Genomic DNA, 22860 nt, shown 5'->3' with positions numbered 1-22860 from the left:
CCCTCGTCGTAGAGATTCGGGGGAAACCTCCATGAAGAAGTCGATCATCGCCGGCGGCCTGCTCGTTTCGACCGCCCTGGTGGCGCCCTCGGCGGCCCTTGCGCAGGCCGCAGGCCAGCCCAGTCCCGCTCAGAACGAAGCGCCGCCCGCGGACAGCGCGGCCACGGCCCAGGATCCTGCCGCGACGGCCCAGCCGCCCGAGGAACAGGAGCCGGAGATCGAGGTCTCCGTCCCGGGCATGGAGCCGACGCAGGAAACCGACATCGTCATCACCGGCACCCGGCGCGGCAACATCATGCGGCGCACGCCGCAGGTGATCTCGCTCCTGTCGAGCGAGGACATCGCCCGGACGGGCGAGGGCGACATCGCCGGCGCGCTCACCCGCGTCACCGGCCTGTCGGTCGTCGGCAGCGGCTTCGTCTACGTGCGCGGTCTCGGCGATCGCTATTCGCTCGCGCTGCTCAACGGCTCGCCGCTGCCCAGCCCCGAGCCGCTGCGGCGCGTCGTCCCGCTCGACATCTTCCCGACCTCGGTCATCGCCAGCTCGCTCGTCCAGAAGAGCTATTCGGTAAACTATCCGGGCGAGTTCGGCGGCGGCGTGATCAATCTCACCTCGCGCGCGATCCCGCGCGATCCCTTCCTGCAGATCGGCGTGTCCGGCAGCATCGATACCGAGACGACCGGCCAGCTCGGCTACACCTATTTCGGCAGCGACCTCGACCGGTTCGGCTTCGACGACGGCACGCGGACCTTCCCGTCGGCGATTCGCAGCGCGATCTCGTCGGGAAACTACGGCGCCACGACCTCCGCCCAGCGCATCGAGTTCGCCGCGGGCCTGGTCAACGCGGAAACGACGCTGCTTCGTCGCAACAACGACGTCCCCGCCAATTTCTCGGCGGAGGTGTCGAGCGGCACGTCCTTCGATCTGGGCGGCACCCGAATCGGCCTCATCGCCGCGGCCTCGTACAGCAGCACGTGGCGCACCCGCGACATTCTCCAGCAGACCTCGGCGGACGCCGAGCTCGATCCGGTGCAGACCAGCTTCCGCAGCGTGATCACCGACAATCGCGTGCTGGTGAACGGCCTGTTCGGCCTCGGCATCGAGTTCGACGAGCATGCGATCCGCTGGACCAACCTGTTCATCCGCGACACGCTGAAGCAGGGCCGTCTCGCGGCGGGCTTCAACGTCAACGTCGCGCCACAGGATCCGAACCTGCCGCCGTCGATCATCGAGCAGAACACCTACTGGTTCGAGCGTCAGCTGATCGACACGCAGCTGGTCGGCGAGTTCCAGTTCGGCGATTTCAGCCTCGACCTGCGCGGCACCTATGCGAACACCCGCCGCAATTCGCCCTACGAGCGCGACTTCAGCTACGTCTATCTCGGTGACGGCGATCCGACGACCAAGAGCACCGGGGATGTCGACGACTATGTTAACAACCTCTCCTCCGCCGGCCAGAACGCCTATATCGCGTTCAGCGAGCTGACCGAGGATCTCTGGAGCGGCGGCCTGGATCTGTCCTACCGCATCCCGAACGACATCATCGATACGACGCTGTCGGCGGGCTATGCCTATACGCTGACCGAGCGCAACGCCTTCCGCTTCCAGTTCCAATATACCCGGCCGTTCGGCGGCGCGCTGCCGATCGGCCCGTCGCAAATGCGGCCGGATTTCCTTCTGTCGCAGCAGTCGATCCGCGCCTGGGGCATCGAGCTCACCGACGTGTCGGGCGCGGAAGGCGCGCCGGCCTATGACGCCGAGCTGGAAATCCACGGCGGCTATGCGCAGGCGGAGTTCAGCGACGACGAACATGGCCTGCGCGCCACCGTCGGCGTTCGCTACGAGCAGGCCGATCAGTCGGTTCTGCCGATCAGCACCAACCCGGTCTTCGCCACCCAGACCAACCTCAGCAACGACTATTTCCTGCCGGCGGGGACGGTCACCTGGAACTTCCGGCCGGACATGCAGCTGCGGTTCCACGTCTCCAAGACGATCGCCCGCCCGCAGTTCCGCGAGCTCGCGCAGCAGATCTACCAGGACTACGAGTCCGATCGCGAGTTCACCGGCAATCCGCTGCTGGTCGACAGCGAGCTGTTCAACATGGAAGGCCGCTACGAATGGTATTTCCGCCGTGACGAGCGGATCACCCTCGCCGGCTTCTACAAGCGGATCGACAATCCGATCGAGGCGGTGGCCTCGCTCGCCGGCGGCGATCAGCTGCGCACCACCTTCGCCAATGCACCGCGCGCGGAGCTGTACGGCGTCGAGGCGGAGCTCCAGACCTATATTCCGCTCCGGGACCTCGGCGACATGTTCTCGACCCGCCGGATCCTGCTGATCGGCAACTACACCTGGTCGCAGTCGGAGCTTCAGGTCAGCAACCGCTGCACCGCGCTGCCCGGCGTCAGCGTCGCCCCCTGCCAGAACGGCCTGCCGGCCAATCTGCTGTTCGAGGACGGTGCGCCGATGACCGGCCAGTCGGAGCATCTCGTCAATATCCAGATCGGCCTCGAGGACACCGACCGGCTCTCGCAATATACCTTCCTGTTCAACTATGCGAGCGACCGGGTCACCAACCGCGGGCCGATCACAAGCGGCGTGCGCCAGCCCGACATCATCGAGCGGCCGGGCCTGCGGGTCGATTTCGTCGCGCGCGAGGGCGTCAATTTCCTCGGCCGCGAGGTCGAGCTGAAGTTCGAGGCGCGCAACATCTTCGGCCGGGACTATGAGGAGTTCCAGGAGTTCGGCGACAACCGGATCGACATCAACAGCTACCGCGTCGGCCGGACGTTCTCCCTCGGCATGACGATGAACTTCTGATCCGGCCGGGCGGCCGCTGGATGGCGGACGCCCGGCCTACCCGGCCCAGAAACCGGCGGCTGCGTGCGCCTTGTGCAACGCGTTCCCGGCTGATCGCAGCGCCTTCTGCTGATCCGGCACGGGATGGAGCTTCCGGATGGCCGGGCGCAGGGGTTCAGGGAGACTCTCGGCCAGCGCCTCGGCCGTCCAGGCGTCGTTGAGGTCGCCGAGTCGTTCCTGCAGTATCTTGAGTGCATCGAGGAAGTCGTCGCGCCGGCCCGAACGCGGCTTTTCGGCATAGAGGCTGGCGAGGAACTCGGTCGCGTAGCGCAGTTTCTTGATCCGGATGCGCAGGCGGTGCCGTGCTTCGGCATCGAGACCGGCCACATCTTCGCCGTCCCGCGCAATCCGTCGCCACTGCCGCCCAAGTCGCTTGCCGGCGAGCGCTGCCAGGTCGCGGTCGGCCTGCCTGCCCTGCCGCCACGACCCAAGCTCCAGCCACTCGACGAACTTCAGCATCAGTCCGCGCCCGCGTTCCGCTCGAAAGGTCGACTCGACGTGGGCATAGGCTTCCTTGCGCAGCGACCGGAGCGCTGAGCTGAGTTCTGCGTCCTGCTCGGCATGGCCGATCAGGACGTCGAGGTTACGCGCATCGCTGAGCTGGCGGCCGAGCCAGCGCAGTTCCGCGTTGAAATGCCGTTGTTCGCTGCCTTCGATCATCGGCCGGAACAGTGACAGGGCCGAGCGCAGCCGGCGGATCGCGACTCGCGCCTGGTGCAGCGCTTCGGCATTGCGCGTGCCGAGCAGGGCCGTTTCGTTCAACCGGAAATGGCGGATGCACGACTGCGTGACCGCCAGGAAGGCATCGCCGGCGCTGAGCGACGGCGTGAGGTCCACCGGCTCCGCCTTCGCGGCCCCGCCAAGCTTGCCGTCGGCAAGCGCATAGCCGCGCTCGATCTTGCTGAGCACGCCGAGCCGGAGCGGCGCCGTTGCGGCGATTTCCTCAGCCAGGTCGAACACGGCGTCGGGCACGCCGTTGAGCAGTTCCAGCTCCAGCTCGCTGACCGGCGCCCTGGTCCGACCGCTGGTCACCGAGCCTTCGTCCAGTGCCACCTCGATCCAGCTGTCGTTGTGCCGCACCTGCCAGGCCGTGCGGCTGACTCGCGTACGGACAAGGGGGACCAGCTTCTCGCTTGACGCGGCGCCGAGCCCCTGCCGCAACGGCAGCATGTCAAGCACCGACAGATCGGGCGTGAAGCTCGGCACCTCGCTTTCCCATTCCTGCCGAACGAACAGGCCAGCGCGGTTGCCGCCGTCCCGCTTCACCGTCTGGACGAAACAGCGTCCGGACCGTCGCACCCGGAGCGACAATCCGGCGTGCCGCAAAGCCCCGTCGGCCGTGTCGTAATAGATACTGTCCTGCCGCTTCGGCCGAACCCTCCGGGGTCCGAACAGGCCGGCGCGACGGATCGCCGCGCCGCCCTCCGGGTCAATGTCGAATTTGAGCTCGACTTCCTGTGCCAAGGTACGTCGTCCCACCAGGAAGGGACCGGCATACCCTATGATAGCGCAAACGCAAACCTAGGCATGGGCGCCTGTCGAGGCGTATAGAGCCGCGCATGAGCTGGATCGCCGGCCCCCTGCTGTTCCTTGGCACAGTGATCGCGATGGAGGCTGTCGCTTATGCGGCACACCGCTGGGTCATGCACGGCCCGGGCTGGTTCCTCCACGCCAGCCATCACCGCCCGCGCACCGGCAACTGGGAGGCGAACGATCTCTACGCGGTGATCTTCGCCATCCCGTCGATCACGCTGATCTTCGGCGGCGTGAATCTCGCCTGGGGCAGCTGGGCGATCTGGGTCGGCGCCGGCATCGCCGCCTATGGCGCGATCTATTTCGGTTTCCACGACGTGATCGTGCACAAGCGGCTCGATCACCGCTACGTGCCGCGCTCGACGTACATGAAGCGCATCGTTCAGGCCCACCGCCTTCATCACGCGGTCGAGACGAAGCGGGGTACGGTGAGCTTCGGTTTCCTCTGGGCCCCCCCGCCCGAGGTGCTGAAGGCCGAATTGAAGCGTCGCGAGCGGGCAGGGGTCAGGGCGCCGGCCGGACGCTAGCGCGGCCGCGTCCAGAGGCCGGTGCGGTCCACCGGCGTGGGTCGGTCGCCGCATTCGACCAGCGCGTTGATCACCATCATCAGCTTCTCGGGCTTGTGCACGACGGTGCGGCTGTCCCAGGCATGAGTGCCGCGCGCGACCACCTTAAGGGCGATACCGCCATAGATCGCGGCCGCCGAAAGCACCGCCCAGCGCGCCCGGAAGGGCAGGCGCGCCGCGCCCACCCGCGCCGAGGCCTCGTAGGCGGCGACCAGCCCGGCCAGCCGCTCGGCCATTGCGGCCAGGCTCCGGCGGTCTGTCGGATCGACGGGGCCCCAGTCCGCGGGGATGTAGATCCGACCGACGCCATGATCCTCGACGATGTCGCGGGCGATGTTGGAGAGCTGGAAGGCGAGGCCGAGGTCGCAGGCGCGGTCGAGCGTGTCCTCATCGTCCGGCGCGACACCCATCAGCACGGCCATCATGCAGCCGACCGCGCCGGCGACATGGTAGCAATAGCGCAGCAGATCGTCCTCGCTCGCGGGCCGCCAGCCCTCGGCATCCAGCGCGAAGCCGGCAAGATGATCCTCCATGAAGCGCCGCGGGATCGCGCATTCCGCCGCGACGACCCGCAGCGCGTCGAATGGCGCGACCCCCACCGTCTCGCCGGCCAGTGCCCGGTCGGTCGTCTCGCGGATGAAGGCGATACGGCGCCCGGGATCGGCCGGTGCGGTGGCGCCATGCCCCAACGTCTGGCCATCGGCGAGATCATCGCAGGCGCGGCACCAGCTGTAGAGCAGCCATGCCCGCTCGCGGGTCGGCTGATCGAAAAGATTGCTGGCGAAGCGGAACGACTTTGAACCTTCGCGGATGATCCGCTCCGCTTCCGCGACCAGCGAGGCTCGTTCAGCTGCGGAGGTCATCGATCATCAGTCCCGCGGTCGCCTTGGCGCTGCCGACCACGCCGGGAATGCCCGCGCCCGGATGGGTTCCGGCCCCGACGAAATAGAGGTTGGGGATCACGTCGTCGCGATTGTGCACTCGGAACCAGGCGCTCTGGGTGAGCAACGGCTCGAGGCTGAACGCCGAGCCCAGATGCGCACCGAGATCGTGGGCGAAATCCTGCGGCGTATAGTGGAACACCGTGGTCAGGTTCGCACGCAGGCCGGGCACGAGCCGCTGCTCGACCAGTTCGAGAATGCGGTCGCGATAGCGCGGACCCTCGACCGACCAGTCCACATCGAGCTTGCCCAGGTGCGGCACCGGTGCGAGCGCGTAGAAGGTCGAATGCCCAGGCGGCGCCATATCCGGATCGGTCAGGCTGGGATGGTGGATGTAGAGCGACGGATCGTCCGCCAGCCGGCCGCGGCTGTAGATGTCGCCGAGCAGCCCCTTGTAGCGCGGCCCGAACAGGATCGAATGGTGACGGACCTCGGGACAGGTGCCTTTGACCCCGAAATGCACGACGAAGAGGGACGGCGAGAAACGCTTGCGGCGCAGCTTGCGTGCGGCGGCGGCGCCGCGCTTGTGACCCTTCACGAGGTCGTAGCTGTGGACCACGTCGCCGTTCGAGGCGACCGCGTCAAACTGGGCGTGCCAGCCGCTCTTCGTCAGTACGCCGGTGGCACGGGTTCCGTCGGTGATGACCTCCGCGACCGGATCGCCGAGCCTCAATGTCCCCCCGATACGTTCGAAATGCCGCACCATCCCGCGGATCAGCGCGTTGGTCCCGCCTCTGGCAAACCAGACCCCGCCATCGCGTTCCAGCTTGTGGATCAGCGCGTAGATCGAGCTGGTCGTCATCGGGTTGCCGCCGACGAGCAGCGTGTGGAAGGAGAGGGCCTCGCGCAGCTTCTCGTTCTTCACATAGCCGGAGACGATCGAATAGACCGAACGCCACGCCTGGTAGCGCATAAGGCTGGGCCCCGCCTTCAGCATCGACGCAAAGTCGAGGAAGGGCACGGCGCCGAGCTTCTCGTAGCCCTCGCGAAAGACGCCCGCCGAATAGGCCAGGAACTTGCGATACCCCTCGACATCCTCGGGCCGCAGCGCCGCAATCTGCTTCTCCAGCAGCGTATCGTCATTGGTGTAGTCGAACACCGTTCCGTCGGGCCAGGTCAGCCGGTAGAAGGGGGTGACCGGCACCAACTCCACGTCCTCGGCGATGTCGGCGCCGCCGAGCGCCCACAGCTCCTTCAGGCAATCGGGATCGGTGATGACGGTCGGCCCGGCATCGAAGACGTGGCCGTCCTTCTCCCAGAAATAGGCCCGCCCGCCCGGCTTGTCGCGCGCCTCGATCACGGTGGTCGCGATGCCGGCCGATTGCAGCCGGATGGCGAGCGCGAGGCCGCCGAAGCCGGCGCCGATGATCGCGGCCGATTTCGTCATGCGACGAGCGCCTTCAGCGCGCGGCCGATCGGCACCGGCGGCTTCCCGGACAGAATCCGTGCCTTGTCCGCCAGCGTCGACTGCGCCGCATAGAAGCGTTCCACCACGTCCGGCGGCAGGCGGTAGAAATGCTCAAGCACCCGATAGCGCTCGGCGGGCGGCGCGGCGCGGAACAGCATCTTGTCGAGCAGCCGGTAGAAGCCCCGCGCCGTCCACAGCCGTTTCGCCTCGGCCCTGAGCAGCGTCGGAAGACTCGAGAAATCCCCCTGCCGCGCGATCAGCAGTGCAATCCTCACCGCATCGGGAAGGGAATAGCCTGTCGTCGGATGGAAGAAGGCGCCGCGCAGCCCGATCCGCGCCGTCCAATCGCCTTCGGGCCAGAAGGCGTCGAAATCACCGCCCATCGCCACCGGTAGCACGCCGGCCTCCTCCTTCTCGAGCGCGGCAGGGCGCCAGCCCCGCGAATCGGCATAGGCCTCGATGCGCGCGCCGATCTCCGCCCGGTCCAGTGCCGGATCGGTGGAATAATAAGTATCCTCGATCAGGAGACGATCCTCGGCGAACGGCAGGCAGTAGACGAAGCGATAGCCGTCCGCCTGATCGACGCAAGCGTCCATGACGATCGGGCGATCGAGGCCGTGCGGGCGATCGAGCCGGTATTCGCGCCCGACGAACTTCTGCCAGCCGAGGTCGAGCGCATCGAGATTGGCCGCCCCCCGCGCGTCGATGTCGATTCGGTCGGCCGTCGCGCCCAGCCGGTACTGATCCGGCCGCAATCGCTCGCGCACCAAGCGGCCGAGCAGGTTGGATCGGGTGCTGTTGTAGCGGGTCGGAAGCGTGCGCGCCCGCGCCGGGAAGCGCACATCATAGCTGTCCCAGCTTTTGGCGATCATCGGCTCGACCAACCAGCGGTCCTCGGTCGCCACATCCGCATCGAAGAAGGACCAGATATGGTTGCCGCCGAACGTCTCGCCCTGCTCGACCAGCAGGAACGGCACCTCAGGCCGGAGCTTCGCTAGCGCCAGCGCGGTGAGGCACCCGGCGAGGCCGCCGCCCGCGATCACAAGAGGTTCCCGCCCCGACACGAGGCCTCCTTAACGAGGCCGGTCGCACATCGCCACCGGCTGTTGTAAGGAGCGCGTCGTGAGCCTGCTCCTCGCCATCTCCGCGTCGATTCTGGCGATGACTGTCATTGTCGGCCTGCGTTACCTCGCGGTGAGCGGCGGCTTCGCCTTGCTGACCCGGGCCCGATTTCCCGGACTCTATGCCGGCCTCGATCCCCAGATCCGGCGCGAGATCGGTTGGTCGCTGGCCAGCGCCTTCATCTACGGCGCCCCGGCCGGGCTGCTCGCCTGGGGCTGGCAGGAACATGGCTGGACCCGCGTCTACACGAACGTCTCGGAGTATCCGCTGTGGTGGCTGCCCGGATCGGTGCTCGTCTACCTCCTCCTTCACGACGCCTGGTTCTACTGGACGCATCGCTGGATGCACCGGCCGACGCCGTTCCGCATCGCTCACGCCGTCCACCATGCCAGCCGCCCGCCGACCGCCTGGGCGGCGATGAGCTTCCATCCCTGGGAGGCGCTGACCGGCGCCGTCGTCATCCCCGCGCTCGTCCTCGCCATCCCGATCCATGTCGCGGCGCTGGGCGTGGTGCTGACCGTGATGACGGTGATGGGCGTCACCAATCATATGGGCTGGGAGATGTTCCCGCGCCGGCTCGTCCAGGGCCGGGCAGGGGATTGGCTGATCACCGCCAGCCACCATCAGCGCCACCACCAGCAATATGGATGCAATTATGGGCTCTATTTCCGTTTCTGGGATCGTCTCTGCGGCACCGACAGGGGACTGGGCACGTTCCGCCGTGCGGACGGCGCTGGCACCGGTCCTGTTCGCGCTGCTGACCGCGCAGGCGTCGCCGGCTGAGCTCAATCTCAGCATCCAAGGATTGAGGAACACGAACGGCATCGTGCGCCTCTGCCTGACGCGCAATCCCGCGCATTTTCCCGATTGCAACGCCGACCCTGCCGCGGTGAAGCGTTCGCTCCCCGCCGCCCGCGCCGCCGCCATCCATCTCGGCGGCCTGGCGCCCGGCACTTATGCGCTTTCCGTCATCCATGACGAAAACTCGAACGGCCGGCTCGACCGGATGATGGCGATCCCGCGCGAGGGCTTTGGCTTCTCCCGCAACCCCCGCATCCGCATGGGCCCGCCCCGCTACGAGGACGTCCGCTTCGAGATTGCGGGGCGCGCCCGGCAGACGGTGGTGATGAAATATCTGCTCTAGGAGCCTCGGCGCTCATCCGCCGGTGCGGGTCGGGTGAGGATGAACGCTGCACAGGTGGCAAGGGCGACGGCGACGGCGATGTCCACCATCAGGCTCGGCCGGACGCTCCACCAGAAGAGGCCGTAACCGATCGCGATCCCGATGCAGGCCGCGATCTTCCCGCGCCGCGGAATCGCACCCTCGGCCCGCCAGGCCCGCAGGCTCGGCCCGAAGCGCCGATGCGCCAGCAGCCAGGCCTCCAGCCGCGGCGACGACCGCGCGAAGCACCCGGCGGCAAGGATGATGAAGATCGTGGTCGGCAGCAGCGGCAGCAGCGCCCCGACGACGCCCAGCCCGACGAACAGCCAACCCGCCCCGAACCACGCCCACCGCGTCATCCGCGACCGGGCCGGACGCGGATAAGGCGCATCATTTGTCGGCTCCGGAACGCGGTCCATCGCACAACCATCGCACAAGCCCGCCGGTGCTTCGACCACATTCATTTGGGAATGCGATCTTGAAATCCCCGTCACCGGGATCCGGCATTGTCGATCTTTCCCTGCACCCGCTTTGCCTGCATAAGATGCGTAGGGGGGAAGATGGACCAGCACCACCAGTCCCTGGCTGTCCAGCCGCGCGTCGAGGACATCGTCGTGCGGCCGAAGCTGCGCGTCCTCCTCGCTGCTCCACGCGGCTTCTGCGCCGGCGTTCGCCGCGCCATCGACGGCGTCGAGGCGGCGTTGGAGCGCTACGGTGCTCCCGTCTATGTCCGCCGCCCGATCGTTCACAACCTCGCCGTGGTGCGTGCCTTGGAGGCCAAGGGCGCCATCTTTGTCGAGGAGCTGGAGGAAGTCCCGGACGGCAGCGTCGTGATCATGTCGGCGCACGGCATCCCCCGACATGTTGCCGCTGAGGCGGATGGCCGTGCGCTGACCTGGTTCGACGCGGTCTGCCCGCTCGTTGCCAAGGTTCATCGCGAGGTGGCGCGCCATCACGGCGAGGGCCGCCATGTCATCCTGATCGGCCATCGGGGTCATCCCGAGATCGCCGGCACGCTCGGCCAGCTCCCCGCCGGCGCGGCGACTGTCGTCAGTTCAGCCGCGGAAGTGGCGGCGCTCGATTTCGCCGCGGACCGGCCGATCGCCTACGCCGTCCAGACCACCTATTCGGTCGACGAGGCGGCCGGCATCATCGCGGCGGTGACCGCGCGCTTCGGCGACGTCGCCGCGCCGCCGCGCAGCGACATCTGCTATGCCACCACCAACCGCCAGGCGGCGCTTCGGGCGATCGCGGCCGAGGTCGACGCGGTGATCGTCGCCGGCGCGCATTTCTCCTCCAACGCCTGCCGCCTCGCCGAGGTCGCGCGCGCCGCCGGCTGCCCCTCCGTCCAGTTCGTCGCCGGTCCGGCCGAACTCGACTTCACGATGCTGCGGGAATCGCGCAGCCTGGGCGTGTCGGCGGCCGCCTCGACCCCCGAGGCGAGCGTCTCGGACATCCTTGCCGCCCTCGCCGTCCATTTCGACCTGGAGATCGACGAAGCCGCGCAGATCTCCGAGCAGACGGTGTTCAAGCCGCTGCGGATCGCCTAGCCGAAAAAGGCGAGCGCCGCGCGGATCGTCAGCGCGTAAAGGCACAGCGAGGCGGTCAGGAAAGCGCGGGAACGCCATCGCACGACGTTGACCGTCGCCTGGATCCTCTAGCCGGAATCCGAGTCGCTGTCTGACGATTCAGATTCACGCGACGATGCACCGTTGTTCCCGCTCGGATCGCTGCTGCCCTGCTGGCCGGAATCGGAGCAGGCGGCGAGCGCCAGCCCGCTGGCACCGGCCACGGCGGCGAGGAAGGAACGGCGGACGGTCTTGCGGCGCTTGGTCATCATGGGCTCCCGATTCGCGAACAATTCTCAATAAGTCGCAAAAGCGGGCGGGCCCGACAAGGCCTAGGCGAACAGCTTCGCCCAGGCGCGCTTGGCGCGGGTCTTCCAGTGGCCGCGATGATAGGCGTCGCTGGCGAGGAGCGGCATCACGCTGCCGGCTTCGGCGAACACCATCTGCTCGATGCCCGTGTTGACCTTGCCCCAGCTCGCCGCCTCCTGCAGCGTCGAGGAGGAGCAGGCGCCGTCGCGCACGTCGGCAACGGTGATCTGCACCGCGTACTTATGCACCTCGACATCGTCGTGGCCGAGGATTTCGGCGCACACGACCGTGTCCTGGATGAAGTTCTTCGGCACGCCGCCGCCGATCATCAGCAGGCCGGTGGTGCCGGCCTTGATCTTGATGTCGGTCAGCTCGCGGAAGTCGGCGATCGCATCGAGCACCAGATAGGGCTTGCCGGCCTTCACCGCGTCGACCTGATGCTTGACGAGGCCGAAGCCCGCCGACGAGTCGACGAAGGCCGGGCAGAAGATCGGCACGTCATGCTCGTAGGCGAGCTTGACGAGGCTGTTGTCCTTCTTGCCATTGGCGACGAGATACTTGCCCATCTCGCGGATGAACGCACGGCTCGAATAGGGCCGGGGCTCCAGCGTCTCGGCGATCTCGAAGATCGTGTGATCGACGTGCTGGAGCGCTTCCTCGTCGATATAGGTGTCATAGATGCGGTCGATGTAGAGCGAGCGCAGGGTGTCGTCGTCCGGCACTTCAAGCGCCTGATAATGCTTGTGGCCGAGCCCTTCGAAGAAATCCATGTCGACGATGGTCGCGCCGGTCGCGACGACGCAATCGACCATGTTGTTGCGGATCAGCTCGGCGTAGAGATCCATGCAGCCGCCGGCCGACGTGGAGCCGGCGATAACCAGCACGATCGTGCAGTCCGGATCGGCCAGCATCTGGTTGTAGATTTCCGTCGCCCGGCCGAGATCGCGGCTGGTGAAGCTCATCTTCTTCATCGCATCGACGATGGGGCGCGCGTCGAAGCTCTTGATGTCGATATGCTCGACCACGGTCGACAGCAGCTCCGCCTTGCGGGTGTCGTTCACGGGGGCGTCGGTCATTCTTGAATCTCCATGCATTGTCATTGCGAGGAGCGCAGCGACGAAGCAATCCAGCCGGCATCAGCGCCGCGCTGGATTGCTTCGCTACGCTCGCAATGACGTGAAGGGGTTACAGCGTTACGACGTTCGACGGAACCGCCCGTTCCTCAGCTTCGCCCAGGTAGAGCGACGCCATCGGCTCGTCCTCGGCGACGACCTTCAGGTCCGCGCCGAAGCCGTTGAACTGGGTCCGCATCGCGCAGCCATAGGCGCCGAGCATGCCGATCTCGATATAGTCGCCGGCAGCGACGTCGGCGGGCAGATGGAACGGCCCGGCCATGTGATCGAGATCGTCGCAGGTCGGCCCGTAGAAGCTGAACGCCATGTCCTTCGTCTCGGACTCAGGCTCGCGCAGCAGCTTCACCGGGAAGCGCCAGCCGACATGCGCCGCATCGAACAGCGCGCCATAGGCGCCGTCGTTGATGTAGAGCGTGTCGCCACGGCGCTTCTCCACCCGGACCAGCAGGCTCGCATATTCTGCGCACAGCGCCCGGCCCGGCTCGCACCACAGTTCCGCCGAATAGGAGATCGGCAGATCCTCGAACGACCGGTGGATCGTCTCGAAATAGAGCTCCAGCGGTGGCGGCTCCATGCCCGGGTAGGTCGACGGAAAGCCGCCGCCGACATCGACGATGTCGACCGTGACGGCCGCCGCGACGATCGCCGCGCGCACCCGCTCCATCGCCTCCGCATAGGCGCGCGGTGTCATCGCCTGGCTGCCGACATGGAAGCAGATGCCGAGCGCGTCCGCCGCCTGGCGGGTCGCCATCAGGAGGGCCCTCATCTCGTCGGGCTCGGCGCCGAACTTCGACGCGAGGCTGAGCTTCGAATGATCGGAGGACACGCGGATGCGCACCAGCAGGTTGAGGTCGCTCGCCGCGACGCCGTCAGTGGCGGTCGCGCGGACGATCTTCTCCAGCTCGTCCTCGGTGTCGAGGCTGAAGGTGCGCACGCCGTAGCCGTGATAGGCTTCGGCGATCGCCTCCTCGGCCTTGACCGGGTGCATGAAGCAGAGCGTCGCTTCCGGCAGCGTCTCCGCGACGAGCTTGACCTCGGCGATCGAGGCCACGTCGTAATGCGTGACGCCGCTGTCCCCCAGGACCTCGAGCAGGTCGGGCGAGGGATTGGCCTTCACGGCATAGAGCGAACGGCCCGGAAACTTCTCGACGAAGAATCGGGCGGCGCGCCGGGCGGCGTGCGGACGAATGAGCGTGACCGGCTGGACCGGCCGAAGGGCAGTCGCTAGCCCCAGCGCGCTATGATGCTTGTGCAACTCAAGGGACCTCCAACGGGTAGTTGACTAAGAGCTGCCTTGCGGTTGGAAGTCCCATGGGGCAGCGGACGGGCGATATATGAGCGTTGGACCCCCATGTAAAGACCTGCATTTTCCCCCTTGTTCCCAGAGGTTTGAATGACGAATCGAAGGCCATCGACGAACGGTGTCCGAGAAGCGGCGGCCCGCATCGCCGGCGCGGTGACCATTACCTCGTTGCTTCCCCTCGACTGGGAGGGTCGCCGCATCTGGATAAAGCCGGAATGTTTGCAGCAGAGCGGCGCCTTCAAGTTGCGGGGCGCGACCAATCGGCTGCGCCGGCTGGACGAGGCCGCCCGCGTCCGCGGCGTCGTCGCCTTTTCCTCGGGAAATCACGCCCAGGGCATCGCCGTCGCGGCGCAGCGCATGGGCATCACCGCAACGATCGTGATGCCGGCCGACGCGCCGGGCGTGAAGGTCGAGGCGACTCGCGCAGCGGGCGCGGAGATCATCTTCTTCGACCGCGCGACCGAAAGCCGCGAAGAGATCGGCGCCCGACTCGCCGCCGAGCGCGGCGCGACGCTCGTGCCGTCATTCGACGATGTCGACGTGATCGAAGGGCAGGGGACGATCGGCGTCGAGATCGAGGAACAGCTCGGGGGTCCTCCGCCGCTGGTCATCATCCCGTGCGGCGGTGGCGGCCTTTCCGGCGGCATCGCGCTGGCGTTGCCCGACAGCGACATCCTGATTGCCGAGCCCGAAGGCTGGGACGACATGACCCGCTCGCTCGCGCTCGGCCACATCGTACCGGTCGAGCAGCCGGCGCCGCCGACCCGCTGCGACGCGCTGCAGACCACGCTCGTCTCCCCGCTGACCTTCGGCGCCCTGCATGAGGCCGGCGCGCGGGGCGTCGCAGTCAGCGAGGCCGAGGTTGCCGCCGCCATGGCCTTCGCTTTCCGCCATCTCAGAATCGTCGCCGAACCCGGCGGCGCGGTCGCCCTTGCGGCCCTGCTGGCCGGCAAGGCGGGCGAGGTGCCGGACGGCAGCGTGGTCGTGGTCTCCGGCGGCAATATCGATCCGCACCTGTTCGCCGAGATACTCACGGGTTCTGGACAGTGACCACAGCATCGCGCTCATTGCCCAGCCGATAGAACGCAGCGCCATGCGGCGCGAGCGTGACATCGATCCTGTCTGCCGCCAGGCCGATATCGCGCTGGGCCCACAGATCGCGGACGTGTGCGCCTTCCACCGCGCCGAGCGCATCTCGACGAACCGAAACTATTGCCTCGGTCTCGCCGAGGTTGAACAGGGCGACATACGGATCGCCGGTCCGGGAATCGCGTGCGATCCAGATCGCCTCGGTCCCGGTCCGACGCAGCTCGCGGCCGCCGGTGCCGTGCTGATTGACCGCAAGCACTTCGTCGTTGGTGAGCAGGGCGAGGGCCGCATCGTCGAGCGCGGTCAGGTCGCCGCCCATGATCAGCGGCGAGCGCGCGATCGACCAGAGAGTCATCATCGTGCGCTGCTCGGCAGGAGTGAAGCGGGTGCGGCGCGCGCCCATGGCGAGCAGGCCGAGCGGCAGCATGTCGGCATCGGGCCAGGTACCGGCGCGCACGTGCGGCGCCCAGTTCGCCAGCCGCCGGAATTGCGACAGCAGCAGCGGCCATTCGTCCCAGAAATCGTCGCTGATCCGCCACATGTTCGCGTGGGTGCCGGCATGGGCGGCGGCGCTGAGCGGCGTCTCGCCGGGTGAGAGGCTGAGGACCATCGGGCGGCCGGAACCGTCGATCGCCCGCCGCACCGCTGCGATCTCGGGCTCGTTGCGATGATAAGGGCGGCTGATGTCGTCGACCTTCACGAAATCGACGCCCCATTCGGCAAGCAAACGGAAGACGCTGTCATAATAAGCCTGGGCGCCCGGCTTCGACATGTCGATGCCGTACATGTCGGGATTCCAGGGACAGATGTTCACCCGGTCAGCGATCGCGCCGCAGCGGTGAGGCGTGCCCAGGATCGGCAGGTTGCGGTCGGCGGCCCCGCGCGGCACGCCGCGCATCAGGTGCACGCCGAATCTGAGGCCGAGCGCATGGATATGGTCGGCGAGCGGCTTGAAGCCCAGGCCGCCGCGTGCCGAGGGAAAGCGGTTCCCGGCCGGAAGCAGCCGGCCCCAGCCGTCCATCGTCAGTTCGGCGCCGACGCGATACTGGAAGCCGGTGGCGCCGGATTCGTACCACTGGATGTCGATGGTGAAGACATCGTAGCCATGCGGCAGCAGCTTCTCGGCCATCACCGCCGCATTGGCGCGCGCCTGCGCCTCGTTGATCGTCGTGGCGAAGCAATCCCAGCTGTTCCATCCCATCGGCGGGCGCGGCGCGAGTGCGCGGAAGCTTGTATCGTGCGGCGTTGCCATCGCCTTCACGGCGAGCGGTGCAGAGGCCAGCGCGCCGATCGCGGCACGCCTCGTCAGGCGGATCATCCGTTCGTTCCCTCCAGCATCCGGCATTCGTAGACCGGGGCGTCGCTGCCCCGCGTCTCGAAGCGCACACGCACCCTGTCCCGACCGCGGGTCAGCGCCTCGGGGATCGGATATTCGGCCGAGACGAAGCGCTCCACCGGCGCGCCCGCACGACGCTCGTTGGCAATGCGGATGCCCTCGACCAGGATGTCGAAATTCTTGTTCGTCTCCTCGCCCCAATAGAGGGCGGAAAGCGTCATCGGGCCGGGCCGCACCGCCAGGGTGAACTCGATATAATTGCCGTCGCCCCACCAGGCTTGGCGCCCGCTGCGCCCGCCCCAGCTCAGGAGATCGGCATGATTGGCGGCGAAATCGTGATCGCGTTCGGGCTGCATTTCGCCCAGATGGATCACGTCCACCGTCCGCGCCTCGAGCGCCGCTCTCGCACGCTGCGCCTCCCGCCATTCGGCTTCCTCGGCCTGCCACTGCGCGCCGGTGAAGACCGGGAAGTAGACCGCGGTGCGGCGGTCATATTGGTTGAAGAACGGACGCAGGGTGAGCTCCTGCGGAACCGCGCCTGCGGTCCGGAAGACGTGGGGCGCGCCCTCGACCGGTCGGAGCGCGTGGGCGGCATCGGCCGAGACCAAAGCCGGCGGCAGCGCCTCGAACGGAGCGCCGGCCGGCCCGAGATCGGCGGCGAGGACGAGCGGCCCGGAGAGGAAGGCGAGCAGGCGCGGATCGTCGGGCGTCGCCTCGGGTCGAAGCGCCATCGGGAGGTCGAGGTGGAGGCTGTCGCCGGCCTGCCAGCGGCGGGCGAGCACGGCATAACCCTGCCGGCGCTCGAACGATGCCGGCCGGCCGTTCAGCGTCACCACGGGGCTTGCGCACCAGCCCGGCAGGCGCAGCGCGATCGACAAGGGCTCGTCCGTGCCTTCGGTCACCCGCAGCGTCACTTGCTCGGAAAAGGGATAGGCAGTCTCGAGTTCGAATCGACCGCGCCCCGGCCAGTCGAGCATCGAGGGGATGAAGAGGTTCACATAGAGGGTGCGACCGTCCTCCCAGTAGATGGACTCGCCATGCTTGGCGTGGCTCTCCATGCCGGAGCCGACGCAGCACCAGAAGCTGTCCTCCGGCGTTGAATAGGTCCGCCGACCGCCCGCGCTCAGTGGCGTGAAATAGACGAACATGCCGGTTTCCGGGTGTTGGTGCGCGAGGATGTGGTTGAGATGGGCGCGCTCGTAATCGTCGAACAGCGACGCATCCGGCTCCCAGGCATAGAGGTGCCGGGTGAGCTTCAGCATGTTGTAGGTGTTGCACGCCTCGCAAGTCCGGTCGGTGATGGCGGGCGCGAGGACGCGGGGTGGTCCGAAATGCTCGCGCTCCGAATTGCCGCCGATGACGTAGCTGTGGTCCTCCACAACCGTCCGGTGGAAGAAGCGTGCTGCCGCCGCGTGCCGCGGTTCGCCGGTCAGTTCATAGAGGCGGGCGAGACCGATGATCTTCGGGATCTGGGTATTGGCGTGGAGGCCCGGCAGGACGTTGCGGCCTCGCGTCAGCGGGTCGAGCACCCGACGGTCGCGGATGCGCTCGGCAAGAGCGAGGTAGCGCCGGTTGCCGGTCCGCGCATAGGTCTCGGCATAACTGTCGTTGAGGCCGCCATATTCGGCCGCGAGCAGCCTCTGCAGCTGCGCGTCGTCGAGCCCTTCGAGGATGGCGGCGAGATAGTCGGCCATGCCGAGCATGACGCGGAGCGCGCCAGGGTCGTCGGCGAGGCGGTGGGCGTCGATCAGACCCGCATGGACCTTGTGCCAGGTGTAGAGCGGGACCCAGCCGCCGTTGATGTCGAAGCCGCTGGTGCGGATCTCGCCGCGGCGAATCTCCTCGAAGACGATCTTGCCGTCGAGGACTTGGCCGTCGCGCTCGACCGTGGTGCCGCCGATATAGCCGTCGCCATGCGCCGCCTGGATGCGCGCCAGCTCGGCCACGATGTTGTGCACCCGTTCCCGCATTTCGGTATCGCCGGTTTGGGCGAACATCAGCGCGCAGGCGGAGAGATAGTGGCCGAGCGTGTGGCCGGCGATACCGCGCGCCTCCCATCCGCCATAGCGCGCGCCCTTGGCCGGCAGGCCGGCGCTCTCGTGGAAGTTGTGCAGCAGCCGGTCGGGCTCGAGCGACAGCAGGTAGCGCCGGTTCGCCGCCACCGCATCGGCATAGATGGATGGTGTGAGCCGGACGGCGGAGAGGGGGAGGGGCCGAGCCTTCACGCGCTGTGCTTCGCCTCTTGCCGCAGAAGCGGGGCCGGCCAGCGCCAGTGCGCTCGCGGACAGCAGGAACGACCGGCGCGAGAGCATCGCTACGCCTATTCGACCGCGACGACGGCGACCGACTTGGCCGGCAGGTCTAGCACCAGCCGGCCGCCCTCCACCCGGCCGCTATATGCCGCCGGCTGGATCCGGTCCGGCTGGTCGAAGCTATTGTGCGTGTCGAGCGCCGGCCCGGTCAGCAGCCGCCCGCGCGCGCCGCGCACGGTCATGCCGGTGACATTGGTGACGACGCGCGCCGGCCGGTTGGGATCGAGATTCACCAGCGCGAGATGGAGCCGCCCCGACGTGTCGCGCGCCGCCGAGACATCCACCCGCGGCAGGCTGATGTCTCCGAACCGGTATTCCGGCGCCTCGACGGTGGCGGCGAGCGGGGTCGCTCCCTGGAACGGCACGTACATCTCGAAGACGTGATAGGTGGGCGTCAGCAGCATCCGCGGCCCGTCGGTCAGGATCATCGCCTGGAGGACGTTCACCATCTGGGCGATATTGGTCATCCGCACCCGATCGGTGTGACGGTGGAAGATGTTGAGGCTGAGCGCCGCGACATGGGCGTCGCGCAGCGTGTTCTGCTGGTAGAGGAAGCCCGGCGTCGAGCCTGGCTCGGGTTCGTACCAGGCGCCCCATTCGTCGACGAACAGGCCGACCCGCCGCTCGGGATCGTGCCGGTCCATCACCGCCTTGTGGCGGGTGATCAGATCGTCGATTCGACGCGCGGCGCGCAGCGTCGAAGCCCATTTGTCCTCGCCGAAGCCGGTCGCCGGACCCTTGTTCTGCCAGCTGTCGGGAATGGTGTAATAATGGAGGCTGAGCGCATCCATCTGCCCCCGCGCGCGCTCCATCATCACGTCGGTGAAGTTGGTGTCGTCCGAATTGGCGCCGCTCGCCACCCTTACGATCGGCGCCTCGCGCGGGGCCTTCACGAAGGTCTGGTAGCGGCGGTGCAGGTCGGCCGAATGGTCAGCGCGCATGCTGCCGCCGCAGCCCCAGGTCTCGTTGCCGAAACCGAAGAAGCGCACCCGCCACGGTCGGTCCCGCCCATTGCGGCGGCGCTCGTTGGCGAGCGTCGACTGGCTGCCGGAGGTCATATATTCGACCCACTCGGCCATCTCCTGCGGCGTGCCGCTGCCGAGATTGCCGGAAACATAGGCATCGGCGCCGATCAGCTCGGCGAAGTTCAGGAATTCGTGGGTGCCGAAATGGTTGCTCTCGGTGACGCCGCCCCAATGGGTGTTGACCCGCACCGGACGCTGGGTTCGAGGGCCGATGCCGTCGCGCCAATGATATTCGTCGGCGAAGCAGCCGCCCGGCCAGCGCACGACCGGGACGCGAAGCCGCCGCAGCGCCGCGACGACGTCGTTGCGATAGCCGCTGGTGTTGGAGATCGGCGAATCCTCGCCCACCCACACGCCCTCGTAGATGCCGCGGCCGAGATGCTCGGCGAACTGGCCGTAGATGTTGCGGTCGATGACCGGGCCGGCCCTGGTCGTGTCGACGGTGACCGTCACCGGCACCGGCACCGGCGCGTTGTTCTGGGCAATGGCCGCTGCTTCGCCCAGCCCCATGACCGCGACGGTCGCGGGAAGGAGGCTTTTGAGGATCTTGATCATTTCTTCCCCCGCTGCTGGCGGATGACTTCGACAGGGCTGCGCTGGTCAGGCGCCGGTCGCTGGCGGCTGCGCCTCCTCGACCTCGACCGGCGGCAGCGCGTGGGTCGGCCTGGCACCCCAGAGCGCATAGAACAGCACGTAGAGCTCGCACGCGACGGTCAGCAGGAAGGAGAGTTGCAGCCCGTATTGGTCGGCGAGCCAGCCCTGGGCCACCACCAGCGCGCCGCCGGCGATCGCCATGATCAGAAGTCCCGAGCCTTCCTCGGTCAGCGGGCCGAGGCCCTTGATCGCGAGCGTGAAGATCGTCGGGAACATGATCGAGTGGAAGAAGCCCACTGCGATCAGCGCCCACATCGCCGCCGGACCGTGGGCGAAGCTGGCGATCAGCATCACGGCGAAGGCGCCGATCGAGAAGACGGCGAGCACGCGAGCCGGATCGATCCTCTGCATGAGCACGCTGCCGAGGAACCGGCCGACCATCATCCCGCCCCACAGCAGGAAGAGATAATTGGATGCCTGCTGGTGGGTCAGGTTGCCGATGTCGGGCTGGCTGATGAAGTTGATGAACAGGTTCGAGACGCCGATCTCGGCGATCAGGTAGATGAAGATCGCCGGTACCCCGAGCACCAGGTTGCGATGGTGCCACAGCGACAAGCCCTTGCGCGCCTCGCGGCCGGCGCGCTGCGTCGCCTGCCCCATTGCGGGCAGCGGGAAGCGCGCGATCACCACCGCCAGGATCACCAGCACGGCCGCGACGATGATATAGGGCAGGATCACCGACTGGGCGTCGGCATAGCGCTCCGCGGCGGTCAGCGCGACGCCCGCTTCGGAGGTGCCGCCCTTGGACCGGCCGAGGATGAGATAGCCGCCGAACAGGGGCGCGAGCGTGGTCCCGAACGAGTTGAACGCCTGGACGAGGTTGAGCCGCGACGAGGACGTCTCGGGCGGGCCGACCACCGCGACATAGGGATTGGCGGCGACCTGGAGCAGGGTGATGCCGCTCGCGATCACGAACAGGGCGACCAGCACGACCTCGTAGGACGGGAGCCGCGCCGCCGGCACCATCATCAGCGCGCCGGCGGCCATGGCGAGCAGGCCGACCACCATCGCTTTCTGGTAGCCCACCCGTTCGATCAGCCTGGCTGAGGGGATCGAGGCGACGAAATAGGCGATGAACCACACGCTCTCGATTAATGTGGTCTGAGTATAATTGAGCTCGAATACGCTCCGCAGGTGCGGCAGCAGCGTGTTGTTGATGACGGTGATGAAGCCCCACATGAAGAACAGGCTCGCGAGCAGGGTCAGCGCAGGCCGGTAGGTATGAGCGGCATGCACGCCAGATCCGCTTCCGGCCATCGCATTGGGTGCCAGCGCCATCCGCTTCCTCTCCCTGGTCCTCCGGCGGGGTCGATGAATCGCCCGCTTGCTCCATTATTTTGTCGGACTATATGAGCAAAGGAGGACAGGTCAACGGCGCGCGGGACAAGAGGTGAGGAGTATTGCATGCGGGGGGCACTGATGGCGCTGGCTTCATGGTCGATGGCGACCCAGGCGCTCGCCGCTGAGGCGACGCGCGGCGAGGCCGGGCGGCTCTCCGACGGCACGCCGGTCGAGGCGGTGACCCTTCGGAACGCGAACGGGATCGAGGCGCGCATCCTCACCTACGGCGCGACGCTCCAGCGGCTGATCGCCCCCGACCGCAACGGCCGGCGCGCCGACGTGACGCTCGGCCATGACGACGTCGAATCCTATGTGCGCACGCCCAATTATTTCGGGGTGACGGTCGGCCGCTATGCCAACCGGATCGCCGGCGGCCGTTTCACGCTCGACGGGCGTGCCTATCAGCTCACCCTCAACGACGGACCCAACTCACTGCATGGCGGCACGCAGGGCTTCGACAAGCGCAACTGGACGATCCGATCGGTCGAAAACGGCCCCACGGCACGAGTCGTCCTCGGCCTCGTCAGCCCGGACGGCGACCAAGGCTATCCGGGCCGGCTCGACGTAACCGTCACTTATGCGCTCGACGAGCGCAACGATCTCACGGTCAGCTTCGAGGCGCGGACCGACCGGCCGACGATCGTCAACATGACCAATCATGCGCTCTTCAATCTCGCCGGCGAGGGCGCGCCGGAGGGGACTGCGGCGCATCGGCTGACCATCCCGGCGCGCGCCTATACGCCGGTCGACGAACGGCTGATCCCGACCGGAGAGCTGCGCGCCGTCGACGGCACGGTGTTCGATTTCCGCACGCCCCGAGCGATCGCCGCCGGGCTGCGCGACGGCCGGGACCCGCAGATCCGCATCGGCCGCGGCTACGATCACAATTTCGCGCTCGACAAGGGTGTGACGCGCGCGCCCGAACTGGCGGCGCGGCTGGAGGATCCGGGCTCGGGCCGAGTCCTGGAGGTGCTCTCGACCGAGCCCGGCCTCCAGTTCTACAGCGGCAATTTCCTCGACGGCACGCTGGTCGGCAAATCGGGCCACGTCTACCGCATGGGCGACGGTATCGCGCTCGAGCCGCAGAAATTCCCCGACGCGCCCAACCAGCCCCGCTTCGTCCCGGCGCGGGTCGACCCCGACGCGCCCTACCGCCACGTGATGATCTACCGCTTGAGCACGGCGCGCTGAGCCCGGC

At 67.5% G+C, this 22860-nt stretch carries 19 protein-coding genes; 7 read left to right on the top strand and 12 right to left on the bottom strand.

Features of this window, described 5'->3' with window-relative positions; all coding sequences use genetic code 11:
* Positions 1-31 precede the first annotated feature (31 nt).
* The gene (locus RCO27_RS03090; protein ID WP_309001172.1) at positions 32-2821 is read left to right on the top strand and encodes a TonB-dependent receptor domain-containing protein; all 2790 of its coding nucleotides are present in this window, start codon (positions 32-34) and stop codon (positions 2819-2821) included.
* A 36-nt stretch (positions 2822-2857) separates the two neighbouring features.
* On the opposite strand, the gene RCO27_RS03085 is transcribed toward RCO27_RS03090, so the two are convergent.
* Entirely contained in the window at positions 2858-4339 is a 1482-nt protein-coding gene (locus RCO27_RS03085; RefSeq protein WP_309001171.1) for a CHAD domain-containing protein, read from the bottom strand.
* An 80-nt stretch (positions 4340-4419) separates the two neighbouring features.
* On the opposite strand from RCO27_RS03085, the gene RCO27_RS03080 reads away from it, so the two are divergent.
* Entirely contained in the window at positions 4420-4920 is a 501-nt protein-coding gene (locus RCO27_RS03080; protein ID WP_309001170.1) for a sterol desaturase family protein, read from the top strand.
* On the opposite strand, the gene RCO27_RS03075 is transcribed toward RCO27_RS03080, so the two are convergent.
* The 3 genes from RCO27_RS03075 to crtY are packed head-to-tail and all read right to left on the bottom strand — an operon-like array spanning position 4917 to position 8372.
* Complete coding sequence (locus tag RCO27_RS03075) at positions 4917-5822, bottom strand: phytoene/squalene synthase family protein (RefSeq protein WP_309001169.1); 906 nt, start codon at positions 5820-5822, stop codon at positions 4917-4919. The two genes, RCO27_RS03080 and RCO27_RS03075, sit on opposite strands and share 4 nt — an antisense overlap.
* A complete protein-coding gene (locus RCO27_RS03070; protein ID WP_309001168.1) occupies positions 5806-7287 on the bottom strand; it encodes a phytoene desaturase in 1482 nt (493 codons plus the stop codon). The genes RCO27_RS03075 and RCO27_RS03070 overlap by 17 nt, the downstream gene beginning before the upstream one ends.
* Positions 7284-8372: a lycopene beta-cyclase CrtY gene (gene crtY, locus RCO27_RS03065; protein ID WP_309001167.1), complete on the bottom strand. Its 1089-nt coding sequence runs from the start codon at positions 8370-8372 to the stop codon at positions 7284-7286. Before crtY ends, RCO27_RS03070 begins: the two co-directional genes overlap by 4 nt.
* 97 nt (positions 8373-8469) lie before the next feature.
* On the opposite strand from crtY, the gene RCO27_RS03060 reads away from it, so the two are divergent.
* Both RCO27_RS03060 and RCO27_RS03055 read left to right on the top strand, forming a co-directional pair.
* A complete protein-coding gene (locus RCO27_RS03060; RefSeq protein WP_374990362.1) occupies positions 8470-9213 on the top strand; it encodes a sterol desaturase family protein in 744 nt (247 codons plus the stop codon).
* On the top strand, positions 9152-9574 hold the full coding sequence (locus RCO27_RS03055; RefSeq protein WP_309001166.1) for a DUF2141 domain-containing protein: 423 nt from the start codon (positions 9152-9154) through the stop codon (positions 9572-9574). Before RCO27_RS03060 ends, RCO27_RS03055 begins: the two co-directional genes overlap by 62 nt.
* Here RCO27_RS03055 and RCO27_RS03050 read toward each other — a convergent pair.
* Positions 9571-9951: a YbaN family protein gene (locus RCO27_RS03050; RefSeq protein ID WP_309001165.1), complete on the bottom strand. Its 381-nt coding sequence runs from the start codon at positions 9949-9951 to the stop codon at positions 9571-9573. The two genes, RCO27_RS03055 and RCO27_RS03050, sit on opposite strands and share 4 nt — an antisense overlap.
* Before the next feature lie 201 nt (positions 9952-10152).
* Here RCO27_RS03050 and ispH point away from each other — a divergent pair, with 201 nt between their 5' ends.
* A complete protein-coding gene (gene ispH, locus RCO27_RS03045) occupies positions 10153-11142 on the top strand; it encodes a 4-hydroxy-3-methylbut-2-enyl diphosphate reductase (RefSeq protein WP_309001164.1) in 990 nt (329 codons plus the stop codon).
* A 107-nt stretch (positions 11143-11249) separates the two neighbouring features.
* On the opposite strand, the gene RCO27_RS03040 is transcribed toward ispH, so the two are convergent.
* The 3 genes from RCO27_RS03040 to RCO27_RS03030 form a co-directional block, all read right to left on the bottom strand.
* Positions 11250-11432 (bottom strand): hypothetical protein, encoded by a 183-nt coding sequence (locus RCO27_RS03040; protein WP_309001163.1) that lies wholly within the window; start codon positions 11430-11432, stop codon positions 11250-11252.
* A gap of 60 nt (positions 11433-11492) precedes the next feature.
* On the bottom strand, positions 11493-12545 hold the full coding sequence (locus RCO27_RS03035; RefSeq protein ID WP_309001162.1) for a deoxyhypusine synthase: 1053 nt from the start codon (positions 12543-12545) through the stop codon (positions 11493-11495).
* 109 nt (positions 12546-12654) lie between these two features.
* Positions 12655-13857: a type III PLP-dependent enzyme gene (locus tag RCO27_RS03030; RefSeq protein ID WP_309001161.1), complete on the bottom strand. Its 1203-nt coding sequence runs from the start codon at positions 13855-13857 to the stop codon at positions 12655-12657.
* 138 nt (positions 13858-13995) lie between these two features.
* Between RCO27_RS03030 and RCO27_RS03025 the strand changes: the two genes are divergently transcribed.
* Positions 13996-14955: a pyridoxal-phosphate dependent enzyme gene (locus RCO27_RS03025; protein ID WP_309001160.1), complete on the top strand. Its 960-nt coding sequence runs from the start codon at positions 13996-13998 to the stop codon at positions 14953-14955.
* On the opposite strand, the gene RCO27_RS03020 is transcribed toward RCO27_RS03025, so the two are convergent.
* The 4 genes from RCO27_RS03020 to RCO27_RS03005 all read right to left on the bottom strand — a co-directional run bounded on the left by RCO27_RS03020 (position 14936) and on the right by RCO27_RS03005 (position 21578).
* Entirely contained in the window at positions 14936-16312 is a 1377-nt protein-coding gene (locus tag RCO27_RS03020) for a glycoside hydrolase family 27 protein (RefSeq protein ID WP_309001159.1), read from the bottom strand. The genes RCO27_RS03025 and RCO27_RS03020 overlap by 20 nt on opposite strands.
* Entirely contained in the window at positions 16309-18555 is a 2247-nt protein-coding gene (locus RCO27_RS03015) for a beta-L-arabinofuranosidase domain-containing protein (protein WP_309001158.1), read from the bottom strand. The genes RCO27_RS03020 and RCO27_RS03015 overlap by 4 nt, the downstream gene beginning before the upstream one ends.
* A 95-nt stretch (positions 18556-18650) precedes the next feature.
* The gene (locus tag RCO27_RS03010; RefSeq protein WP_309001157.1) at positions 18651-20222 is read right to left on the bottom strand and encodes an alpha-L-arabinofuranosidase C-terminal domain-containing protein; all 1572 of its coding nucleotides are present in this window, start codon (positions 20220-20222) and stop codon (positions 18651-18653) included.
* Positions 20223-20267: 45 nt separating this feature from the next.
* Positions 20268-21578 carry a sugar MFS transporter gene (locus RCO27_RS03005; protein ID WP_309001901.1) on the bottom strand — a complete coding sequence of 437 codons (1311 nt, stop codon included), beginning with the start codon at positions 21576-21578 and terminating at the stop codon, positions 20268-20270.
* A 147-nt stretch (positions 21579-21725) separates the two neighbouring features.
* Between RCO27_RS03005 and RCO27_RS03000 the strand changes: the two genes are divergently transcribed.
* Positions 21726-22853 carry an aldose epimerase family protein gene (locus RCO27_RS03000; protein WP_309001156.1) on the top strand — a complete coding sequence of 376 codons (1128 nt, stop codon included), beginning with the start codon at positions 21726-21728 and terminating at the stop codon, positions 22851-22853.
* The last annotated feature ends 7 nt before the right edge of the window (positions 22854-22860 follow it).

Origin of the sequence: Sphingosinicella sp. LHD-64, from assembly GCF_031157375.1 — a bacterium.
GTDB lineage: Bacteria > Pseudomonadota > Alphaproteobacteria > Sphingomonadales > Sphingomonadaceae > Allosphingosinicella.
This window is presented reverse-complemented; position numbering and strand designations above follow the sequence as displayed.